We start from the raw sequence: 19,906 nt of genomic DNA, 5'->3' as shown, positions 1-19,906 counted from the left end.
ATTCCTCTTTCTGACTGACGACAATCCAACAGGCAACAAAAAAACGCGAAAAATTTCTGCACACCAAATAAACTGTCTTTTCTTGCGAAAAATTTTCAGTTTATTTGCTGTCAGAATCCTTTTCCACGTTTCACTAAATTACTTCAGTTGCGTAATGAGTAGTGCGCCGGACCGAAACCGCTCCTTGTCTTTTCAATGTGATTGTCGTCAGTAATATTTTAGCATAATCTGTGATGAATTCACAAAAAGGATCAATCATCCGAAATGATCGATCCTTTGAATTAAGCAGTAATCTGACCAGCCTGATCCAATGCTTCTTCAAGCTGCTTGTATTGTTCGTCTGTCAAATAAGGTTTGTAGGTGCGTTTAATTTGATCGATTTCTGTTTGGGAAAATTGTCCGCCACCTCTTCTGATAACCTCCAACAAATCATTGAAGTCTTCTTCTGAGATAAGTGAGGTATTTTCTTGAGCATCTTCAATGATTTTTTCGAATTCTTCCATCGAAATCGTGTCTGCCTTTTTGGGTAGCTTGATTTTTTTATCTGAATCCTTTGGTTGATTATTCATCGTTAAATCAATCGTGCTCGTGGTATCCTCACTCTTAACAGTAAGTTTCATCGTTGATTTTTGTGTATGCTTTTTCGTATTCAGAGTTACTGTTTGTTTGTATTCAGTTAAATCATCAATATTTTTTTCTAACTCTTTAACCTCTTTTTTTGCATCTTTGTCACCATTTTCTTTTGCATATTTGATGAAGTTTTGAATATCCTTTTTAGTAAATGTTCGTTTGATCGAATCCTCTTTTTTCTCAAAAGAATCTGGATCTAAGGTACCTAGGTAATCACTAAAAAGGTCTGAATTGATACTTTCGCTAAGTGTACCCACATCAGTCTTGGCATCATCTTTTTCTTTAGACTCTTTTTGATCATCAAGAATATATTTCCCTTCTACTTCCTCGAACATTTCTGCATCAAAGGGAATATCTGGGTTAAATTCTTTTACAATATCCACTAATTCTGACATGAAAGCAGTACTCATATAAGTGGAGGGTCTCTTTCCATCTATATATAATTCAATAGGAAGCTTTTGCCCCAAGTTATCAACTGTCATATTCGTTGCCAAAAGCTCTTTCTTGAAATCAATTAAGTAATCTCCAGATACTTTCGTCCCGCTGATCAATTTTGCTGCCATATCCGTCATTGTACGAGTTGGTGCATCTGAATCCTCTGTCTCTATCGTTAATTTATCGATCACAGCTGAAAACTCTCCTGAATTCATTTCACCCTGTTTTGCTAATTCTTCAGAAAATTCTTTCTGCGTCTGCTTCTTACATCCAGTGAAAACTACCAACGCTAACGCAATAACCATAATCACTTTAAACTTTTTCATCTCGCCTATCTCCTTTTATTAAACTAAACCCTATTTATAAATATTCTTAATCCCATCATATAGGTACGGATTGGCTAACACAAATCTTTTTTATCGAATCGTTAAAATTCTTGAAGCTCAAAGAAGCCCGCAAACAGATCAGCTAATGGCTAATTTGTTTGCGAGCCTTTTGGAGTTGTTCGTGTGCAAAAAGAACCATCGGCAAATAATTAAATACAAAGCTGAGCCGTTGCCAAAAGCCTAATTGCTGAAAAAGGGTAAATTGATTTAATTGCGGGATGCGGGCTAATCCGTAGATTGCTGCAACAGCCAGACTCAACAGCAATAAAACAAAATAGCGGTGACTGGCTTGTAGGTTCTTTTGTTTTCTATAAATCAAACTCAGAAACAACGGAAAAAGTAAAAAGCCCGCATAGCCGATCCCCGAACCAATATTATGCACCCATGTAGAAAAATTCCACTGTGCCTCCGCAGAATCAACACTGAATAAGCCGGTAAAAATACAATCTCCAATACCGTATGAACCGATCGCCGCAGCAACGATTCCAGCCAATGGTTTAGAGGTTTCTTTAAAGATCGCATAAATTGCCGGCAAAGACAGCGTATAAAAACAACCGGCAACCACCGACCAAATCAAAAAAGCGCCGCGAACTGGGCTCCCCACCTCGCCAAACAGACTCATGACCGCAGTCATCTGATTAAGTTTAGGATAAAAAAGCCCCAAGACATAGGGCGTTAGAAAATCGCTGATGACTCCCAGCAGTAAAAAATGGAAGCCGTATTTTTTTAAGAAGCTCACTTTCCTCATCTCCTAAGATCCTAGCTAGCTTCATTCTAGCATTGAACGTCTCCACGAGAAAAAGAAAGCCCTCATCATTATTGATACAGCAAATAATGCAGCATGCGCTTGGGATCATCATAAAATAGTTTCGTTTCTTTAAAAGCGGTTGTTTCTTCTAATGGCAAAACTTCCAAGCCTTCTTCGGAAAATTGATAGATCGTCGCATCAGGATAAGCCATCAGTATGGGGGAGTGGGTTGCAATAATCAACTGACTTCCGGCTTGTACCAAACGATGGATTTCCTGCAGCAAAGCATATTGGCGGCTTGTCGCTAGGCCCGCCTCCGGCTCGTCTAATAGGTAAAAGCCGTCTTTGCCAAAACGATTTTCAATGATCGATAATAATCCTTCCCCGTGAGAGCGAGTGTGCAGGGATTTTCCGCCATAGGAAGCAAAGGCTAGATCGCCTTCCATCGGATCGCGCGCCAGCTCCTCCAACTCAGAGGCCACATTGTAATAAGTTTCTGAGCGCAGAAAGAACTTTGTTTTAGGCAGGCTGCCTTTTCGAACTAAACGGATAAACTCATACAAATTAGAATGGCTGTCCACCGTATGAAAATTAAAATTTTGGCTGCCGCCTTCTGGATTTATCCCATATACTGTCGCGATCGCTTCTAAAATCGTGGACTTGCCAGTTCCATTATCGCCAGATAAAAAAGTAACCGGCCGCTCAAATCGCAATCCACCACTTCGCAAAATTTCTTGAACAGCAAACACACCGAAGGGATAAGTCATTTCCATGTTCTTTGGCAGCTCACTCAATTTCAACTCATGTACAAACATCGCTTCCTCCTTTTGTTCTAGTTATAGACCATTCTACATGGAGCGGCGCTCAAAAAGTAGTCATGTCCAGCTTCTTTCTTCAAAAATACTGTTAAACGATATGTTATGATGTTTCTAAATAGAAGGAAAAATGGAGGGGCAGACATGGGCAATCGTTGCTATTTAACCACGGAAACAACCCACATTCTCGAATCAAATAATAGTCTGCCGACCTTTTGGCTCATGGGCTTAGCGGAAGAACACTTGCAGCAGCTCGCGCAACAACTCGAAACCTTCGAATTGGCTGAAACACTCTCAGAAAAAGAATTCGAACGACGTTTAGCAGAGAAACAATTCGGGGTGATTGATCTAACGTTTGAAGAGTTCCTGCAAAATCTTGATTCTCGTTCAGAGTATGTTGCGACGGTCTATCCTGACTTGCTGGCGCTCTACCAAGATTTCCAAGAGCTGATTGCCGAAGAAAGCGAGTACGCCGATAAGCTAGAACTCATCTACTTGGATTATCTTTTCTTCTTCGAAAATACGGCCGACGTACTTGCAACGTTTTCAGCATTATTCGATGCATTGGATTCCTTTGAAATGACAGACTGGATCAACGAAGATGATATTTTAGGTACGACGATTGGCTTTGATGACTTCTCTAATCATCATGAGCAATATTTAGGTGAAAGCTATCAGGTTGATAATCAGGAAAATGTCGATAAGCCATCGACTCCAACTAAAGCCAGCATGATTTACCAAAGTATTAAGAGTGGTTTCTTTTTTATCCTCTCGCTTATCCTGACTATCGGCAGCGTTTGGATGGTCACGGACCCGATGACACGCATCGCCGGAATTGCCGGGACCCTGCTGTTTGGCATGGGGATTGTGATTTTTGGCGGAAATTTGAAAAATGATGTAAAGGCCTTGCGAGGTAGAAAGCATTTTGAAGAGATTGATGATTGATCAGTTCGTTAACTTGAAAATAAAAAAAGTCGGTGAGCTTCACCGACAAAAAATCATTTTACTTTCTGAAGAAGCTGCTTTAACACAGTCAGCATTTTTTCCAAATCAGCTGCTGCAATCTGCTCATTGACTGAATGAATATTTTGCATATTCGTCGATAGATTGACCGCGTTGATTCCACGCATACGATAAACATTGGCATTGCTGCCGCCTCCACATGCAGCGCCTTGATAAACAACAGCTTCATGCTCACAGGCTTTTTTAAAGGCTGTTAAAATGGGGGCCGCATCTGCTAACTGATAGCCTGGGGTTCCTAGTTGAAGCGTCTCCTCAAACTGAGCACCATATTGCTGGCAAACCCGTGCAAAAGTTTCTTTTACATGATTTGTTAACTCCTCAAGCTTCTGTGGAGAAAAACTTCTAGCTTCAAATTGAAGACTCAGCTCTCCCATAACCACATTAGTCGCGGTGCCACCTTGAGCAACGCCGATATTACAGGTAGTCTCCTCATCAATTCGACCAATTGACAAGGTTGAAACTGCCTCGGCCGCAACTACAAAGGCATTGATCCCCTCTTCTGGACAAACTCCTGCATGCGCCTCTTTTCCGATAACTTTTAAAGTTCCCTTACAGCCATGAGGTGTCTTCACAACTGCTGTCCCAATCGGCCCTTCACCATCTAAAACGTAGATGTAATCCACTGAATCGAGGTATTTTTGTTCTAATAATTTGGCTCCCATAAGGCTTTGCTCTTCGCAAACGGTAAACAGAAAAGTGCACGTCGGATGTGGAAAGTCATCTGTCATTAGGTGATCAATCAGGGCCAGCATCAAAGCCAACCCGCTCTTATCATCGGCACCTAAAATTGATGTACCGTCGCTAGTAATCACGCCATTTTTAAGCTGAGGATTGATTGCATCGCAAGGAGCAACAGTATCCATATGGGCATCAAATAAAATGTGAGGGCTGCCGCCTGGTATTTTTACGATCAGATTGCCGCAATTGCCGTCAATTTTTTGCCCCGTTCGATCCTCTAGCACCTCAATCGTTGGATACTTAGCCAAATAGTTTTTGATATACTCGGCGACCGGACGTTCTTTTTTTGACGGCGACGGAATTTTTGCTAGTTCCAGAAAAATCTTTACTATCTCACTCATCGATAAGACCTCATTTTTCAATAAATTGAATAAATTCATCATAGCTTTCTACTGTCGATAACGGCTCTTGATATTCCTGTAAATAACGATATAGGAATTTAAAAATATTGATTGATTTGTTCATATTAGGATTCATCATCGTCAGCAAAACTTGCGAAACGGACGTCGTTTCAACCATTACCGGACGATCTAAATGGATATAGATACAAATGACAAAATTCTCTCGTTTGCTGATGCAATGAGGGACCGAGTAATTATTGATCACTAACGGATTCCCAGATTTTTCTCGTTCAATGATACGCTTCGCCTCTTCTTTCGAAATGACTAATGATTCTTCTAAGCGATCACAAATCGCCGCAAGGATTTCCAACCAGCTCTCATTCTCTTTGACTTTATAAGTAAAGCTGTATTCCTTCGGGAAAATGGTTTTCAAGCTATAACCGATGCTGATATTTTCCATCATCGCCTTGAGCTTCGCCAGATCGGTTTCGCTAAAAATGTACTCTGTTTGAAACACAGGAAGGTTGCACTCTAATGCTTCCGAGCTGCTATTAACAATCAAGGAAAAATCTTCTAGCTGAACTTGTTCTAAGGAATCACAAATCTCCACTTTACAATTTGAAATAGACGCTTCGATCAGCTGCCGATTAATGTTGGCGATTGAATTGACATGGGAGTAAATCAAGATATGAGGTTTCTTTTTCATCATGCTTTCCATGCCCACGGTAAAATACAAGCCTATCAAATCGCTGTTCGTAATTCGGTAATCATACAGCTTCTTCATATAATCAATAAAGACGATTCCTAAATCGAAGGCAAACGGATACAGTGCCTTGATGTTGGAAATATTATGGATTTCCTTGCTCTTGAGAAAGACCGGGTAGCAAAGAATTCGTTTTAGATGATGATACAATTGCTTCGCTAATTCAGGATTCGAAAAGCGAATATTATTTTCCTGTTCGATTTTTTGAAGGATCTCTTCAATTTGATGAATCCCCAAATTCAAATTCGTGTTCACACAATAATCAGAGACCAAACTGAGATTTTTGATCGCTTGCGGTGTATATGACAATTGGCACGCTCCATAAATGTATTCAAAGTCTTCGTTTTCTTCACAGCCGTTATTGATATACAACAAACTAGCAATAAAAAGATTGGCCAACTGGCTTTCTGACATGTTAGGAAAATAATCCATAATTACTTTTGAATGTTTGAGTTGCGAAAGTAACAGCTCATATTGCTCAGCCGTTACCCTAGCCAGTTCTAAATAATACTTCGGATTCGTCTCAACCAAATTGCTCAGCAAAAAGCACTTGGTCACATTCGATTCCGCTAAATAATGTCCTTTATGAGAAACAGTGATGTTCAGCACCGAAGAATAGGTTTCTTTGATAACCCCAACTTTCTCAGAAGCGGTAATCCGAGAAACAAACAATAAATCTGCTAGCTGTTCGATAGTGACGTAATCGTTCATAATCAATTGATACAAAATAATATGTTCATCATTGATATTTTTCATCATGACTTCTTCATAGGCCTGATCATCGATGATCCGAATTTTGTAGCCCTGCTGATCAGGAGATGCCATTAACTCACCGACATTATTGCTTTCCAGAAAAAGTTTGATACTAGATAAATCCCGCATGATCGTTCGTTTGGATTTCACTACGATTTTTGCAATCTCATCGGCGCGAATAGGCGAAGGCGCCTTTGTCAGCAATTCAATAATAATATACTGGCGCTCATTCAACATACTATCCCTCCTCTAAAAAATCCATCGACTGTTTCATGCGCTGAAGCCCCTCCAGCATTTTCACCTGCGGACAGCCCACATTCATCCGTAAAAAGCCGCGGCCCTCTGCTCCGTACACATCACCACGCATAATCCCGACTTTCCCAACTTGAACCAAAGCCTTTTGAAGCTCATCATCAGAAAACGGCAATCCTCGCACATCCAGCCATGCCAGATAGGTTGCCTGCGGAAGCTCAAATTGAATTTCCGGCAGCTGCTCAGCTAGATAGTTTTTTAATTGGCGCATGTTTTCTTCTATATAATGAACTAACTCCATGACATATTCCTGGCACTCATTATACGCAGTCATCGTAGCGATCATCCCCATGATGCTGGGAGAGTTCACAAAATCGCGTTCCCTTGTCTGAACCAAAAATTCCGTTCGCAATTCTTGATCAGGGATCAACCCATACGAACCGCCTAATCCCGGTATGTTAAAGGTCTTTGAGGCTGAGTTCAAAAGAATCAGCCGATCATAGTCATTGTACCAATTCAAGATTGGATAATGAACGGCATCAAACAAAATAATGTCACTATGGATTTCATCACTAATCAAATACACCTGATATTTCTTGCATAGTGAAATGATCTTAGCCAGTTCTTCTTTAGTAAAAACTTTGCCCGTGGGATTATGGGGCGAACAAAGTAAAAAGATTTTGCATTTTGCGATTTTTTCTTCCAGTAAGGCAAAGTCGATCTTGTAGTGCTCCTCACGCTTTAGCGGCACAGTCAACAGCTTACGATCATTTTCATTGACCACTTTGATAAAGGCATCGTACATTGGATCAAAAACCAGTACTCCCTCATCTTTTTCAGTCAACAGCCGCAACAGAACTGAAATACTGTACAGGATACTCGGACTATAAACGACCCACTCATCTGCCACTTTTGTATGATGCGCCCACTGATAATAACGAGTGATCGTTTGTTTAAAATCGGCATGATTCCAACGGCTGTAGCCGAAAATCCCGTGATCAATCACTTGATGCAGCTTGTTTAGCAGCCGTTCCGGCGCACGATAGTCGGTATCCGAAATTGAGAAGGGCAAAAGATCCGCTTCTCCAAAGCGATCAATGACAAAGTCCCATTGAGTACTATATGTATTTTTTCGATCAATAATGGAATCAAAATCATGAATCATTCTTTTTCCTCCAATCAATTCAAGCGTGAGAAAACAAAAGCTTCTCACGCTCAATCGTTTGTTTTGTCTTATTCTTTAACGATCTCCCCTTCGATCACATCACCCTGCGCTGCTTTGGCAGCTAATTTCTTGGTAGTGTGACGAACACGGAGCTTCTTAAAGACAACAATCAACAAGATATTGCTGGCTACACCAAAAGCATAAGCTAGATAGAAGGCCCAGCCTGGTGTCATCAAACCTAGCAATGGATCAAACACACCAATACCAGGTGCTAAACGTTCAATTCCCAACATAATGGTCAAGACCCCAGTCAATCCGCCTGATAAGGTATTCGCTGCAATCATTGGAATTGGATCAGACATTGCAAATGGGATCGCAGGCTCGGTGGCTACTGTTGCCCCAACAATGATCGCGGATGTAGCCGTATCACGCAGATCCTTAGAAAACATTTTTGGCCAAACAAGTGAAGCGATTCCCGCAGCAACTGGCGGTACTGAAGCAACCACACCAACGATGGCATACCAAACATAGACTTTTTCCGCAACAAGTGAGAAGCAGAAGAACCAAGCGATTTTATTGATTGGTCCCCCCATATCAAAGGCTAACATCGCACCGATCAAGAAGGCTAATGGCAGCTTAAATTCAGCCGGTACACCATTCAAGAATTTCAACATGCCGTCCATCATACCGCCCAAAAGTGGACCGACGAGATAGAAGGTCAAAGTACCAAATATAAGAATCGTGAGAAATGGAATGATCGTTAAGTTCATCAACGATTTCACAGCTTGAGGATACTTGAAGCCCTTGATCCATTTAACAAAGTAACCAATCGTCAAACCAAAGAAAATTGCTCCGAAGAAACCACAACCAGATTCCGTACCTAGCATCGTATTGTCATTAGCAAAATAAGTAATAATAAAGGCTGGTGCTAATGCTGGTTTGTCGCCGATACTATTGGCAATATAAGCACCCATAATCGGGATCATAAACTTAAATCCTAAATATCCGACTTGCTCCATGATCCAAGCGAATGACGCGCCGCCATCATCGAAGCCGGTATAAGCCATCCCAAAACGCATCAGGACGTTGGCCAGCGCGACTAAGACACCGCCGCCGATTACGAATGGTAATGCGGCAGAAATTCCTGCCATCAAATGAGACATGATCGAACCTTGCGCCGAATCCTGTTTGCCTAATTTCACATGAGGCTTGTCACCCTCCATCAATACCGAACGTTCTTCTAATTGATCAAAAATCGTTTTGGCTTCCTTCAACGCATCACTGACTTTAAGGTTAATGACTTTCTTTCCATTAAAACGTGCTCGCTCTGAGTCGCTCATGGTTTTTCCCATCGCTAAAATGACATAATCCGCTTCTGCGATCTGAGCATCGGTCAAACGATTTTCAACTCCGCTGGCTCCCTGAGTTTCAACATGGATCTCATGCCCAAGCTCACGCGCTCTTTTTTCAAAAGCTTCCGCTACCATATAGGTATGGGCGATCCCAGCCGGACAGTTTGTTATTGCTACGATCTTATAACTCATTCTTTTTCCTCCTGATTCATATTAATGAATTTATTTTTTGACCCCTAAAAAATAAATGACTCTCTTACTCAATGACTTTATTTATTTCCGCTAACACATCTGCTTCTGAAGCATTCTTCAATGTTTCAATAAAATCATCATGGATCATCCGTCGAGAAATTTTGGCTAATGTTTTTAGATGAAAATCATTTTGATCATCTGGTGCAATCAGACAAATACATACATTGACTGGTTCACCATCCATTGAGTTCCATTCCAAGTTGTTTTTGCAGCGAGCAACTAAAATTCCAGCTTCTTGTACGACACTATGTCTTGCATGTGGGATTGCCACACCATTTCCAAATCCTGTGGTACTTTCTTTTTCACGATTGCATAATTCTTGATAAAAAATTTCTGTGTCCGCAATTTTTCCTCTTTCAAACGCCTGTTCAGCTAGAGCATGCAGCGCTTCTTTTTGCGTATCCGCTTTCAAATCAAAGTTTAAATCTTTCTCAGTGAGTTTTTCCATTTCGTTCGCCTCCTACATTTTCATCATACAGACAATTAAAGCGTTGCAACATGTTTTATTTGTCATCTATGCAGAGACAAAAGGCTCACAAAGTAAAGTGTTTGTCATCTTCATTCGGACATTTGATTAACAAAAAAAGTTTCAAGTCTTCCCTAGTATATAGGTTAGACTTGAAACTTCATTTTATTCTGTAAGCAAACAATTTAATGACTTGCCATATTCTGACACAACTGTGTCGGCAATATCCTGATCAATCTTTCCTTCTCTTTCAAGTTGCTGGATCAAGCGAATGACCTTATCGTTTTCTTTGCGTTCACCGACGCGAATTTTTTGAATAAGTTTATCCAATTGTTTACGTAAGGTTGGATAACTCGTGGAGTAAATTCCTGTTAACTTTTTAATTGATCCGGACGAAAGGACGAAATATTTTATAAACTCAAGCTCCTCATCGTTCAAATCCAAAATCCAACTTGGTTCTTCACCGATTTTCATATCTTCCCTCTTTTCTGCTCTTATAGCTAAACTTTTTTACGTTTCCCAAAAATTACTAAGGCGATCATGGCTAAGAAGAACAAGCCTAAAATGATCAATCCATTGCTGCGAACACTACCTGTCGATGGTAATCGCTTTGATGTCGCTGAACTACTTGCAGAGCCATTGCGATAAGTTGTGTGGGTATTAGTCGCTGCATTATTAGTTTTTGGATCACTAGAATCTCCGGTATCCGGTAAATTGATTCGCGTGTTTTCTTTCTTGATTTCTTTTTTGCTTGGCTGACTATTTTTCACCGTGAATTCAATCGGTGTTTCGTCTAATTGATAGCCTTTTGGTGCTTTCGTTTCGATCAATTGATAATTCCCATCAGTCAATCCTTTAATGAAGATCGTTCCGTCTGCACTAGTAACGATTTTTTCATGCCCCGCTACCGGCTGGCCTTTTTCATCAACAAGCTTGAACTCTGCATCTGCTAGTGTTTTCCCAGTTTTACTATCGATTTTCTTCAATAGGATTTCACCTGTCGGCACTTTTTTTTCAGGGGTGAACAGATTTTTAAAGGTCGGAACTTCATTGGCTTTGACATTTTCATAGTCTACCGATGCTTCCAGCTTGCCAGCTTTTTCTGCTACTGTAACGATGACTTTATACTCCGTATCATCGTAAGTGATCGTCGGATTTTTTTCCTCTGGGATCACTTCGGAAATCGTATAGTTGTACGTGCCAGCTTTCGTGTAGTTGATTTCATCAAACGTAATTTTTCCATTTTCATCGTTTTTGACTGTTTGATCGAGATCGTCGCCTTTTAGGTTGAAGCTGAATTCTTCATTTTTTAATTCGCGTCCGCTTAATTCTTTTTGTGCTTCTAACTTAATACTGGTTGGTAAAACTTTGTAGAAATTTTTGAAGATTGGAACTTCGCCAGCTTTTACATTTTCGTAGACTGCCGTGGCTTCTAACTTGCCAGCCTTTTCTTCTACTGTGACCGTTACTTTGTGCTTCGTCTCGTCATAAGTGATTCCTGTTTCTTTTTCAGATGGGATGACTTCTGAGATTGTGTACTCATAGGTGCCAGCTTGGTCATAGTTGATCTCATCAAATTCGACTTTGCCATCAAGGTCATTTTGTTTCGTTTGATCCACGCCGTCGCCTTTTAGGTTGAAGCTAAATTCTTCATTCTTCAGTTTTCGACCGTCTAGTTCTTTCTTCGCTTCCAACTTGATGCTAGTTGGTAATGCTTTGTAGGCATTTTTGAAGACTGGAACTTCGCCAGCTTTTACGTTTTCGTAGACTGCCGTGGCTTCTAACTTGCCAGCTTTTTCTTCTACTGTGACCGTTACTTTGTATTTTGTCTCGTCGTAAGTGATCCCGGTTTCCTTTTCAGATGGGATGACTTCTGAGATCGTGTATTCATAGGTGCCAGCTTGGTCATAGTTGATCTCATCAAACTCGACTTTGCCATCAAGATCATTTTGTTTCGTTTGATCGACATTATCACCTTTTAGATTGAAGCTAAATTCTTCATTCTTCAGTTTTCGACCAGCTAGTTCTTTCTTCGCTTCTAGCTTGATACTGGTTGGTAATGCTTTGTAGGCATTTTTGAAGACTGGAACTTCACCGGCTTTCACGTTTTCGTAGACTGCCGTGGCTTCTAACTTGCCAGCCTTTTCTTCTACTGTGACCGTTACTTTGTACTTCGTCTCGTCGTAAGTGATTCCTGTTTCTTTTTCAGATGGGATGATTTCTGAGATCGTGTATTTGTGTGTGCCTTCTGCGAGATAGTAGATTTCGTCAAAAACAATTTTGCCATCTTCATCGTTTTTGACTGTTTGATCCACGCCGTCGCCTTTTAGATTAAAGCTGAATTCTTCATTCTTCAGTTTTCGACCTTCTAGTTCCTTCTTCGCTTCCAACTTGATGCTGGTTGGTAATGCTTTATACGCGTTCTCGAAGATTGGAACTTCGCCAGCTTTTACGTTTTCGTAGACTGCCGTGGCTTTTAGTTCGCCGGATTCTTCTTTAACCGTCACTGTTACTTTGTACTTCGTCTCGTCGTAGGTAATCCCGGTTTCTTTTTCAGATGGGATGACTTCTGAGATCGTATACTCGTGCACACCTTCTTCTGAATAAGTGATCTCATCAAATTCAACTTTGCCATCAAGGTTATTTTTCTTTGTTTGATCGACATTATTACCTTTTAGACTGAAGCTGAATTCTTCATTTTTCAGTTTTCGACCTTCTAGTTCTTTCTTCGCTTCTAGCTTGATACTAGTTGGTAAAGCTTTGTAGGCATTTTTGAAAATTGGAACTTCGCCAGCTTTTACGTTTTCGTAAACTGCCGTAGCTTCTAATTTGCCAGCCTTTTCTTCTACTGTGACCGTTACTTTGTACTTCGTCTCATCGTAAGTGATTCCGGTTTCTTTTTCAGATGGGATGACTTCTGAGATTGTGTATTCGTGTGTGCCTTCTTCTGAATAAGTGATCTCATCAAATTCAACTTTGCCATCAAGGCTATTTTGTTTCGTTTGATCGACATTATCACCTTTTAAGTTAAAGCTGAATTCTTCATTTTTTAGTTTTCGACCGTCTAGCTCTTTCTTCGCTTCCAGCTTGATACTAGTTGGTAAAGCTTTGTAGGCATTTTTGAAGACTGGAACTTCGCCGGCTTTCACGTTTTCGTAGACTACTGTGGCTTCTAACTTGCCAGCCTTTTCTTCTACTATAACGGTTACTTTGTACTTCGTCTCGTCATAAGTGATTCCTGTTTCTTTTTCGGATGGAATGACTTCTGAGATCGTATACTCGTGCACACCTTCTTCTGAATAAGTGATCTCATCAAATTCGATTTTGCCATCAATATTATTTTTCTTTGTTTGATCGACATTATTACCTTTTAGACTGAAGCTGAATTCTTCATTTTTTAGTTCACGACCAGCTAATTCTTTCTTCGCTTCCAACTTGATGCTAGTCGGCAATGCTTTATACGTGTTCTTGAAGACTGGAACCTCGCTGGCTTTTACGTTTTCGTAGACTACCGTGGCTTCTAACTTACCGGCCTTTTCTTCTACTGTGACCGTTACTTTGTACTTCGTCTCGTCGTAAGTGATCCCGGTTTCTTTCTCAGATGGAATGACTTCTGAGATTGTGTATTCATAGGTGCCAGCTTGGTCATAGTTGATCTCAGCAAATTCGACTTTGCCATCAAGGTTATTTTTCTTTGTTTGATCGACATTATTACCTTTTAGACTGAAGCTGAATTCTTCATTTTTCAGTTTTCGACCTTCTAGTTCTTTCTTCGCTTCCAACTTGATGCTGGTTGGCAATGCTTTGTAGAAATTTTTGAAGATTGGAACTTCGCCGGCTTTTACGTTTTCGTAGACCAACGTGGCTTCTAACTTGCCAGCCTTTTCTTCTACTGTGACCGTTACTTTGTACTTCGTCTCGTCATATGTGATTCCTGTTTCCTTTTCAGATGGAATGACTTCTGAGATTGTGTATTCGTGTGTTCCTTCTGCGAGGTAGTAGATTTCGTCAAAAACAATTTTGCCATCTTCATCGTTTTTGACTGTTTGATCCACGCCATCACCTTTTAGGTTAAAGCTGAATTCTTCATTTTCTAGCGGGCGACCGCTTAATTCTTTTTGCGCTGCCAGCTCGATTTTCGTATCAAGGCTGTTTGATTCTCTTTTATTTTCCAGAGTAAAGGTATATTCAACATGATCCTTATCAATTTCAAACTCATACTTCGTATCATCTTTTACATATCCGTCTGGTGCTTTGCTTTCGACAACGACATATTTTCCGTAGCGCAGCTTGGAAAGGTTATCGACTTCAGTGCCGTCTTCAATAATCTTGTCGCCTTTTACTTCGATATTTGACAGCATCAGCGTTAAGTTGCCTTCTTTGTCTTTTCGATAAAGATCGAAAAAGGCAGAATCGCTCGTAATCAGTTCTTTGTTTTCGTCTAACTTTCTGAATTCCAACGACCCGTTTTTCCCGCTGGAGGTTCCTTCACCATTCGTTGATTTCACTACGACTTCTTTGGATGTTTCATGAATATAGACATCTTTTCCGAAGAGTATGGCTTTATTGCTGACCTTTTCATTATTACCGATATCTGGATCAAGCATGGTTTGATATTCTATGATGTACGGCGAATTGATTGAATCTCCCAACTTGATTGTCAATGTTTGGGTTCCTTCAGCCAAGTCGGTTGTCACAACTGGGCGATTTTCTTCATCGAAGACAATTGCTTCCCCGTCTTTTTCAAAACCGCCTTTTCCATCATCTTTTGCTTTGTAAACTTTAACGAGCACATTTTTATCTGCATCATAGACAAAGGTCTGATCAGCCATATCAATCGTATCTTCAATATATGGTTGAACGACTTTATGACCATCTTTATTCAATACTACCGACCAGTTGATCAAACGGTAGTCATCGCCAGTACCCTGCTGTCCGCTTTTATCGAGCCAATCGTCCTTGTCACTCTTTTCTGCTATTCCCTCGATCTTTAAAGGCTCTTCACCAGGGATTGTCATGGTCGCTACATTTTTATATTTGTATACTTCTTCAGAGGCATCGGCGGAAACAAAGATCGCAAACATTTTTGTCTTCTCTTTTAGCAGCTTGATGACGGGTACACCATTGTCATCGATAATCGTATAATCTTTCTCAAGCTCCCACTTATAATCCAATTTATTTATCTTTGCGGTTGAATCGGAAATGCCGATATCATAAATCACGATTTCTCGTTTTTTCTGACCTTCTCCCAATGCTTCTCTTATCGTTGTATTTTCAGGCAGCTTCCTATTCCACAAGTTAAAGATTGCTGACCAGTACACGCTGTCTGTTGGGGCGGTTGTATCGCTAAACGGATTTAAATTATAAATATCCAGCTTCTTTGCAACATTTGTATCCTTAGAAACGAAGACGCCCTGTTTGAGACCATTGTATGTCAACTTGATATCCAACCAAAAGGCTGTTTCAGCACCGTCTAAATGTTCTTTTCCATCATTGTCAGTAAATGAAACTGTAACACTATTATCAAAGCGGATACTCGGCAAACCATCATCTTCCTTTGGTTGCTCATGGACAAAATACTTAGCAGTATAGATCATTTTGAATACTTCATTCGTCCGTGCATAGGCATTTATCAGCGTGATCTTAAATCCTGTTTTATATTCAGGATCGCCAGCTAAATTTTCTAATATATAGTCTTCCCCTTTTGTCAATATGACACCACTGGCGGTTGTCAGCTTCAATGTTGATTCAACTAGCTGTTGAGCATTTTTGTTTCTTCCATTCAGTCGTTCAAAACGGTCAATGATCACTGCGTTATTCATCATAACTTTCTCAGTATTGAAATCTATCACGTAATCAACGGTAGAATTGGTGTAATTCTTCTTCTCTGCTCTTTTACCTACACCTATTTCTTCACTTACTTTAACTATTTCTCCTCCAATTAATTCTTCAGTGTTTTCCCCATCAATTACTGTTGCTAGATTTCCCACCTCGGTTCCTGGCTTAACTGGTTTTTCAAAAGCCTCCGTTGAATATTTGATGGTATAGACACCAGGATTTTTGAACTTCAAGGTAAAATGAACATATTCGCCATTTTTCTGTTTAAACTCACTAGCAGGAGTGGTTACAAATTCCCAATCATCGTTGGGAACTTCTTTACCGTCTTGATAGAAAACCTGCAACGTTTCCTTTTTTAAGAAATGAACAGCTTTGTCAGCTTCTACTTTGTTGTACATCCAATCCTTCAATATACCGCCGCTTTGAGTAAAAGTGGACTTTACCTCCCAATTAAAAATCCCATCACTCAAATTATAGTTTAGCAATTTTTTGAAATTATCCTTTTCATCAATCGAAACACTTGCTTCTGTTGAATTTGTAATAAAATTGCTGCCCTCAATCTTTGCGTGATTCACAAACTCTTTTTGAGAAGTATCCGCTACCGTTGCATTAACTTCTATTTTTACAGGAACGTTTAACTCTTCTTTTATATATCTAAATTCAAATGTCTTTTCGTCTTTTTGTTTGTATTCAAAATCCTCTGATTTCGTCCATGTACCATCTTCTTCCTGAAGATAATAATTCACGTACCAGAGATTCAGGCCATCTGGGAAATAATCAGTGATAACTGCATTTTTCAGATTTCGGCGATCTCTATTCGCAGTGATCGTCCATGTAATCGAATTATTTTGAGCAATTATGCCCGCTTTATGGATGTCTCCTTTAGCTATCGGAATGTAAATCGTGATTTTTTGATCCTCTTGATCGGTGATATCTGTTTCGATCTTTATCTCTTCCTTATCCTCAGTCACATTCAACTCAGTGGATAAAGTTATCGTTCCTTGACGTTCACTTAGGTTTGTTCCAGTTGCGTTAAACGTAACCGTCATTTTCCCAATTTGATCTACATAAAAAGTTCCCATGACTAGTTTGCTTGTATCATTGTATAAATCGCCTTTAACAATATTGTGAACGGAAAAATATTCTGGTAATTGATACGTATAAGTATCGCCATCTAAAATATTTTCGTCATCATCTAATGACCAATTAAAATGGATATTGATATTCGCATCTTTTACAGCTGGATTGGCTTCGGTAAAGGCATTTCCATCCAAATCAGTGATTTGAATATCGTTAAAAAGATTTACGCCTCGTTCATTCAAACTAGGATTGTGTGTCTGCGGTTGAAATTTCTTTGCTGCTTCGGTTGCTTCCAGCGGATCAGCAGCCGGATCAACTTTTTTATCGTAATAAAGTGTCGAAACTAAATTATTTCCAAAATCGACCATTTCTGTTTCCACATCTTCTGCTGTTGTTTCAGCAGTTAATTCCACTACACCTTCATAGAACTTTGCACTGGTAAAATCAGGTGCGCGACCATCTTCTGTTTCCTGATAATTTTTATTGAACTGAAAAAGCAGCTGCTGGTTGCTGACTTGATAGTTACCCATCTCGCCTAAACTGCCGGCTTGATCTGGAAAATTTAGATTCGCTGGCAAATTGACAGCTGTCAGTGTCCCTTCATCGATCAAAGCAGCTTGATCCAATGACCAGCTTAATTTTGTTTTTACTGTTGCTTTATGTTTTATCGGATTGTCTTCCGTGATTGCTTGATCCTCGGTAGTTGTAATTTCTGCTTGATTGATCACCACACTCGCTGCTGTGATCGTCTCTGCGAAAATGGTCATCGGGAAAATTCCGATAATCATTCCGCAAATCGCTGTCAGTGACCAGATTTTTTTCAATTGTTTCATCCTGTTCCATCCCCTTTAAAAAGTAATATATTCTTGTCGATTGGTTTCAGTCATTTTGGTGCCATACAGAATCGTCCCAGACATACTCGCCAGCATCCGAACCAGTTCCCGTTCGCCATTTTTATCAGAAGGCGGGTTCGTAAATGGCAAGGCACTGATTTTCTGTTCGATCGTTTCTAAAACTTCGTTGCTGTTTTTCTTGTGCTCCGCAGCCTTTTGTTTCGTTTTCGGCAGGACACCTGTCGTTTTTGATGTCTCTGTTTTTTCGCTGTGCGTACTTTCCGTCGTTTCAGACGAATCATTCTCCCTCTCTCGAGCGTGATTCGTGGACTGATCTGGTTTGCCGCTTTCGGTTGAAGCAGCGGATTCCCTTTTTTCTTCTATTCGATCATTTGACACAATCAGCGTATTTCCCGTATCTGATAAATCAAACGTCCGCATCGCCTGCTCTTCTTTTACTTGAGCGATCAACTTCTCACTGCTGTATATGATCGGCGCATTTGATTGATAAAACATCATCGACGGCAAAGTCAGTGCGATCAACAAATTCCTATTCATAAGCGCCTCCTTTAACAGTCAATAATAAGTGGCCAAATTCCGCCCAATCCTCCGGTGTCGGCGGACGCTTCCAAATCATTTGATGGCAAGGAAGCGTGTCGATCAGAAAATCAGATAAATAGATTTGAGTTTTGGTACTTAACTTTTCCTCATAGCAGATGTTCATACTTTGCAAGGAACTCAGCATTGTTTGAATGTATTCGTTGTAGCTGCTGCCATGAGAAAAGTCGATACAAATAAAGACTGGATCTTCCAATTCTTCTACTGAAATCTGTGTGATCAGAAAGAATAGATAATCGTAGTACAATTTATTACGCTCTTGATCCGAATGAAACAAACCGCGTTGAGCGATTGTTTCAATGAAGTCTTGGATCAACTCATCGAGTTTGGGATTGATCTCTTGAAAGTAGCGACGCTGGATTTTCGTCACAAAGGTCGTTTCACGGAAATGATAAAGCAGCCATCGGCGATTGATTCTGAGTAATCCTGAGACTAATCCGGTATCCTCTTTTAATCGCTGAATCTCAAAACGTGAGTGAGCGGCCAAATAAGTTAAAAAATCATCCACCAAATCCTCGGCCTGCCGCATTTCTTTTCCCGCGAGGAGTGTCAGCTCCTGCTTCGAGTCGATCTCCATCATCTGACAAAACAGCAGCAATGCGGCAATCTCTCGCCGCTTTTCTGTTTGAGTCAAAGAAAAATGGCCATCCAACCATTTGCTCAGATATTCAGTGGCAGCACTTTCCTCATACTCGACGTATTCTTGATCCATTGAATGATTGTTTCTCATACGGATCAAGCCGATACTCATGAAAAACAGCAGCTTATGTTCCTTCGTTTTAGGAAGCGATAAATTCAGATAATGTTCTAAATAACGAAAGAGCTCTTTTGTTTGATGCTGGAGCTCCTCATCAAAGGGATTGGCTAAACCATTGAACATTTCATAATACAAACCAAATAAAAAATTTCGGAGAGTTCCTTCAGCACCGATCAGTTGGTTTTTCTTTAACTGAAAGCCTTCATCGGTGAGCTGATCTTTCAAATGTTTGTATAAACGATAGGTGCTCGAACGGCTCACATGCAGCTCTTCAATCTGATTATCAAGACTGGTTTCTTTTGTTACGTAGCGGTGAAAAATCTGGTAGGAAAGACTTCGTTCTACCAAGTAAAGCCGCATTTTTTTCACGATCGCATGAGTCAAGTGATGAACCTCGATTTCACCAGTTTCCAACAACTCGATCGTTGCGTCGTAATGATTTTCTTTCAGCTCATCCTGAAGTTCCTGCAGATATTTTTCTAGTTTATAGCGAGAAAGCTCTAAAATATCTCCAAGCTGATCAACTGAGCAATACGCATTCTTGTTTAATTCCAAATACTGGAGTAAATACCATTTATAACGGTCATCATCCATTAATAAATCGTTTGCCTGCATTTCTCGCTCCTTCCAAATCTGGATTAACTTTTGATTAATATATTTT

13 protein-coding genes are annotated in these 19,906 nt (G+C 40.2%); 1 reads left to right on the top strand and 12 read right to left on the bottom strand.

What is annotated here, in order from left to right:
• Nucleotides 1-281: 281 nt before the first annotated feature.
• The 3 genes from A5875_RS15825 to A5875_RS15815 form a co-directional block, all read right to left on the bottom strand.
• Entirely contained in the window at nucleotides 282-1,391 is a 1,110-nt protein-coding gene (locus tag A5875_RS15825) for a hypothetical protein (protein ID WP_088934479.1), read from the bottom strand.
• A gap of 142 nt (nucleotides 1,392-1,533) precedes the next feature.
• A complete protein-coding gene (locus tag A5875_RS15820; protein WP_088934478.1) occupies nucleotides 1,534-2,190 on the bottom strand; it encodes a DUF998 domain-containing protein in 657 nt (218 codons plus the stop codon).
• A gap of 77 nt (nucleotides 2,191-2,267) precedes the next feature.
• Nucleotides 2,268-3,014 (bottom strand): AAA family ATPase, encoded by a 747-nt coding sequence (locus A5875_RS15815; protein WP_088934477.1) that lies wholly within the window; start codon nucleotides 3,012-3,014, stop codon nucleotides 2,268-2,270.
• 144 nt (nucleotides 3,015-3,158) lie between these two features.
• On the opposite strand from A5875_RS15815, the gene A5875_RS15810 reads away from it, so the two are divergent.
• Nucleotides 3,159-3,959, top strand: a complete 801-nt coding sequence (locus A5875_RS15810) for a hypothetical protein (RefSeq protein WP_088934476.1) — start codon at nucleotides 3,159-3,161, stop codon at nucleotides 3,957-3,959.
• 53 nt (nucleotides 3,960-4,012) lie between these two features.
• Here A5875_RS15810 and A5875_RS15805 read toward each other — a convergent pair whose 3' ends face one another.
• From A5875_RS15805 to A5875_RS15765, 9 genes are all read right to left on the bottom strand, one after another.
• Complete coding sequence (locus A5875_RS15805; protein ID WP_176244700.1) at nucleotides 4,013-5,116, bottom strand: M20/M25/M40 family metallo-hydrolase; 1,104 nt, start codon at nucleotides 5,114-5,116, stop codon at nucleotides 4,013-4,015.
• A gap of 10 nt (nucleotides 5,117-5,126) precedes the next feature.
• Nucleotides 5,127-6,869 carry a PTS sugar transporter subunit IIA gene (locus tag A5875_RS15800; protein WP_088934474.1) on the bottom strand — a complete coding sequence of 581 codons (1,743 nt, stop codon included), beginning with the start codon at nucleotides 6,867-6,869 and terminating at the stop codon, nucleotides 5,127-5,129.
• Between the two features lies 1 nt (nucleotide 6,870).
• Complete coding sequence (locus A5875_RS15795; RefSeq protein ID WP_088934473.1) at nucleotides 6,871-8,049, bottom strand: MalY/PatB family protein; 1,179 nt, start codon at nucleotides 8,047-8,049, stop codon at nucleotides 6,871-6,873.
• 68 nt (nucleotides 8,050-8,117) lie between these two features.
• Entirely contained in the window at nucleotides 8,118-9,593 is a 1,476-nt protein-coding gene (locus tag A5875_RS15790; RefSeq protein WP_088934472.1) for a fructose-specific PTS transporter subunit EIIC, read from the bottom strand.
• 64 nt (nucleotides 9,594-9,657) lie between these two features.
• Nucleotides 9,658-10,101: a PTS fructose transporter subunit IIA gene (locus A5875_RS15785; RefSeq protein ID WP_088934471.1), complete on the bottom strand. Its 444-nt coding sequence runs from the start codon at nucleotides 10,099-10,101 to the stop codon at nucleotides 9,658-9,660.
• Between the two features lie 183 nt (nucleotides 10,102-10,284).
• Nucleotides 10,285-10,593 (bottom strand): DUF2089 family protein, encoded by a 309-nt coding sequence (locus tag A5875_RS15780; protein ID WP_088934470.1) that lies wholly within the window; start codon nucleotides 10,591-10,593, stop codon nucleotides 10,285-10,287.
• A gap of 26 nt (nucleotides 10,594-10,619) precedes the next feature.
• Complete coding sequence (locus A5875_RS24170; protein WP_088934469.1) at nucleotides 10,620-17,870, bottom strand: Spy0128 family protein; 7,251 nt, start codon at nucleotides 17,868-17,870, stop codon at nucleotides 10,620-10,622.
• A gap of 15 nt (nucleotides 17,871-17,885) precedes the next feature.
• Nucleotides 17,886-18,428 carry a hypothetical protein gene (locus tag A5875_RS15770; protein WP_088934468.1) on the bottom strand — a complete coding sequence of 181 codons (543 nt, stop codon included), beginning with the start codon at nucleotides 18,426-18,428 and terminating at the stop codon, nucleotides 17,886-17,888.
• On the bottom strand, nucleotides 18,421-19,906 hold a 1,486-nt coding region (locus A5875_RS15765; RefSeq protein WP_254911882.1), incomplete at its 5' end, for a helix-turn-helix domain-containing protein. The genes A5875_RS15765 and A5875_RS15770, both read right to left, overlap by 8 nt.

The organism is Enterococcus sp. 3H8_DIV0648 (assembly GCF_002140655.1).
Classification (GTDB): Bacteria; Bacillota; Bacilli; order Lactobacillales; family Enterococcaceae; genus Enterococcus_A; species Enterococcus_A hulanensis.
Note: the sequence above shows the minus strand (reverse complement) of the source record. Positions and strands in the feature narration are given on the sequence as shown.

Coding starts and splice junctions, on each gene's coding strand:
- A5875_RS15780 (WP_088934470.1), bottom strand. CDS start 10,593: ATGAAAATCGGTGAAGAACCAAGTTGGATTTTGGATTTGAACGATGAG.
- A5875_RS15770 (WP_088934468.1), bottom strand. CDS start 18,428: ATGAATAGGAATTTGTTGATCGCACTGACTTTGCCGTCGATGATGTTT.
- A5875_RS15785 (WP_088934471.1), bottom strand. CDS start 10,101: ATGGAAAAACTCACTGAGAAAGATTTAAACTTTGATTTGAAAGCGGAT.
- A5875_RS15800 (WP_088934474.1), bottom strand. CDS start 6,869: ATGTTGAATGAGCGCCAGTATATTATTATTGAATTGCTGACAAAGGCG.
- A5875_RS15790 (WP_088934472.1), bottom strand. CDS start 9,593: ATGAGTTATAAGATCGTAGCAATAACAAACTGTCCGGCTGGGATCGCC.
- A5875_RS24170 (WP_088934469.1), bottom strand. CDS start 17,870: ATGAAACAATTGAAAAAAATCTGGTCACTGACAGCGATTTGCGGAATG.
- A5875_RS15805 (WP_176244700.1), bottom strand. CDS start 5,116: ATGAGTGAGATAGTAAAGATTTTTCTGGAACTAGCAAAAATTCCGTCG.
- A5875_RS15825 (WP_088934479.1), bottom strand. CDS start 1,391: ATGAAAAAGTTTAAAGTGATTATGGTTATTGCGTTAGCGTTGGTAGTT.
- A5875_RS15815 (WP_088934477.1), bottom strand. CDS start 3,014: ATGTTTGTACATGAGTTGAAATTGAGTGAGCTGCCAAAGAACATGGAA.
- A5875_RS15810 (WP_088934476.1), top strand. CDS start 3,159: ATGGGCAATCGTTGCTATTTAACCACGGAAACAACCCACATTCTCGAA.
- A5875_RS15795 (WP_088934473.1), bottom strand. CDS start 8,049: ATGATTCATGATTTTGATTCCATTATTGATCGAAAAAATACATATAGT.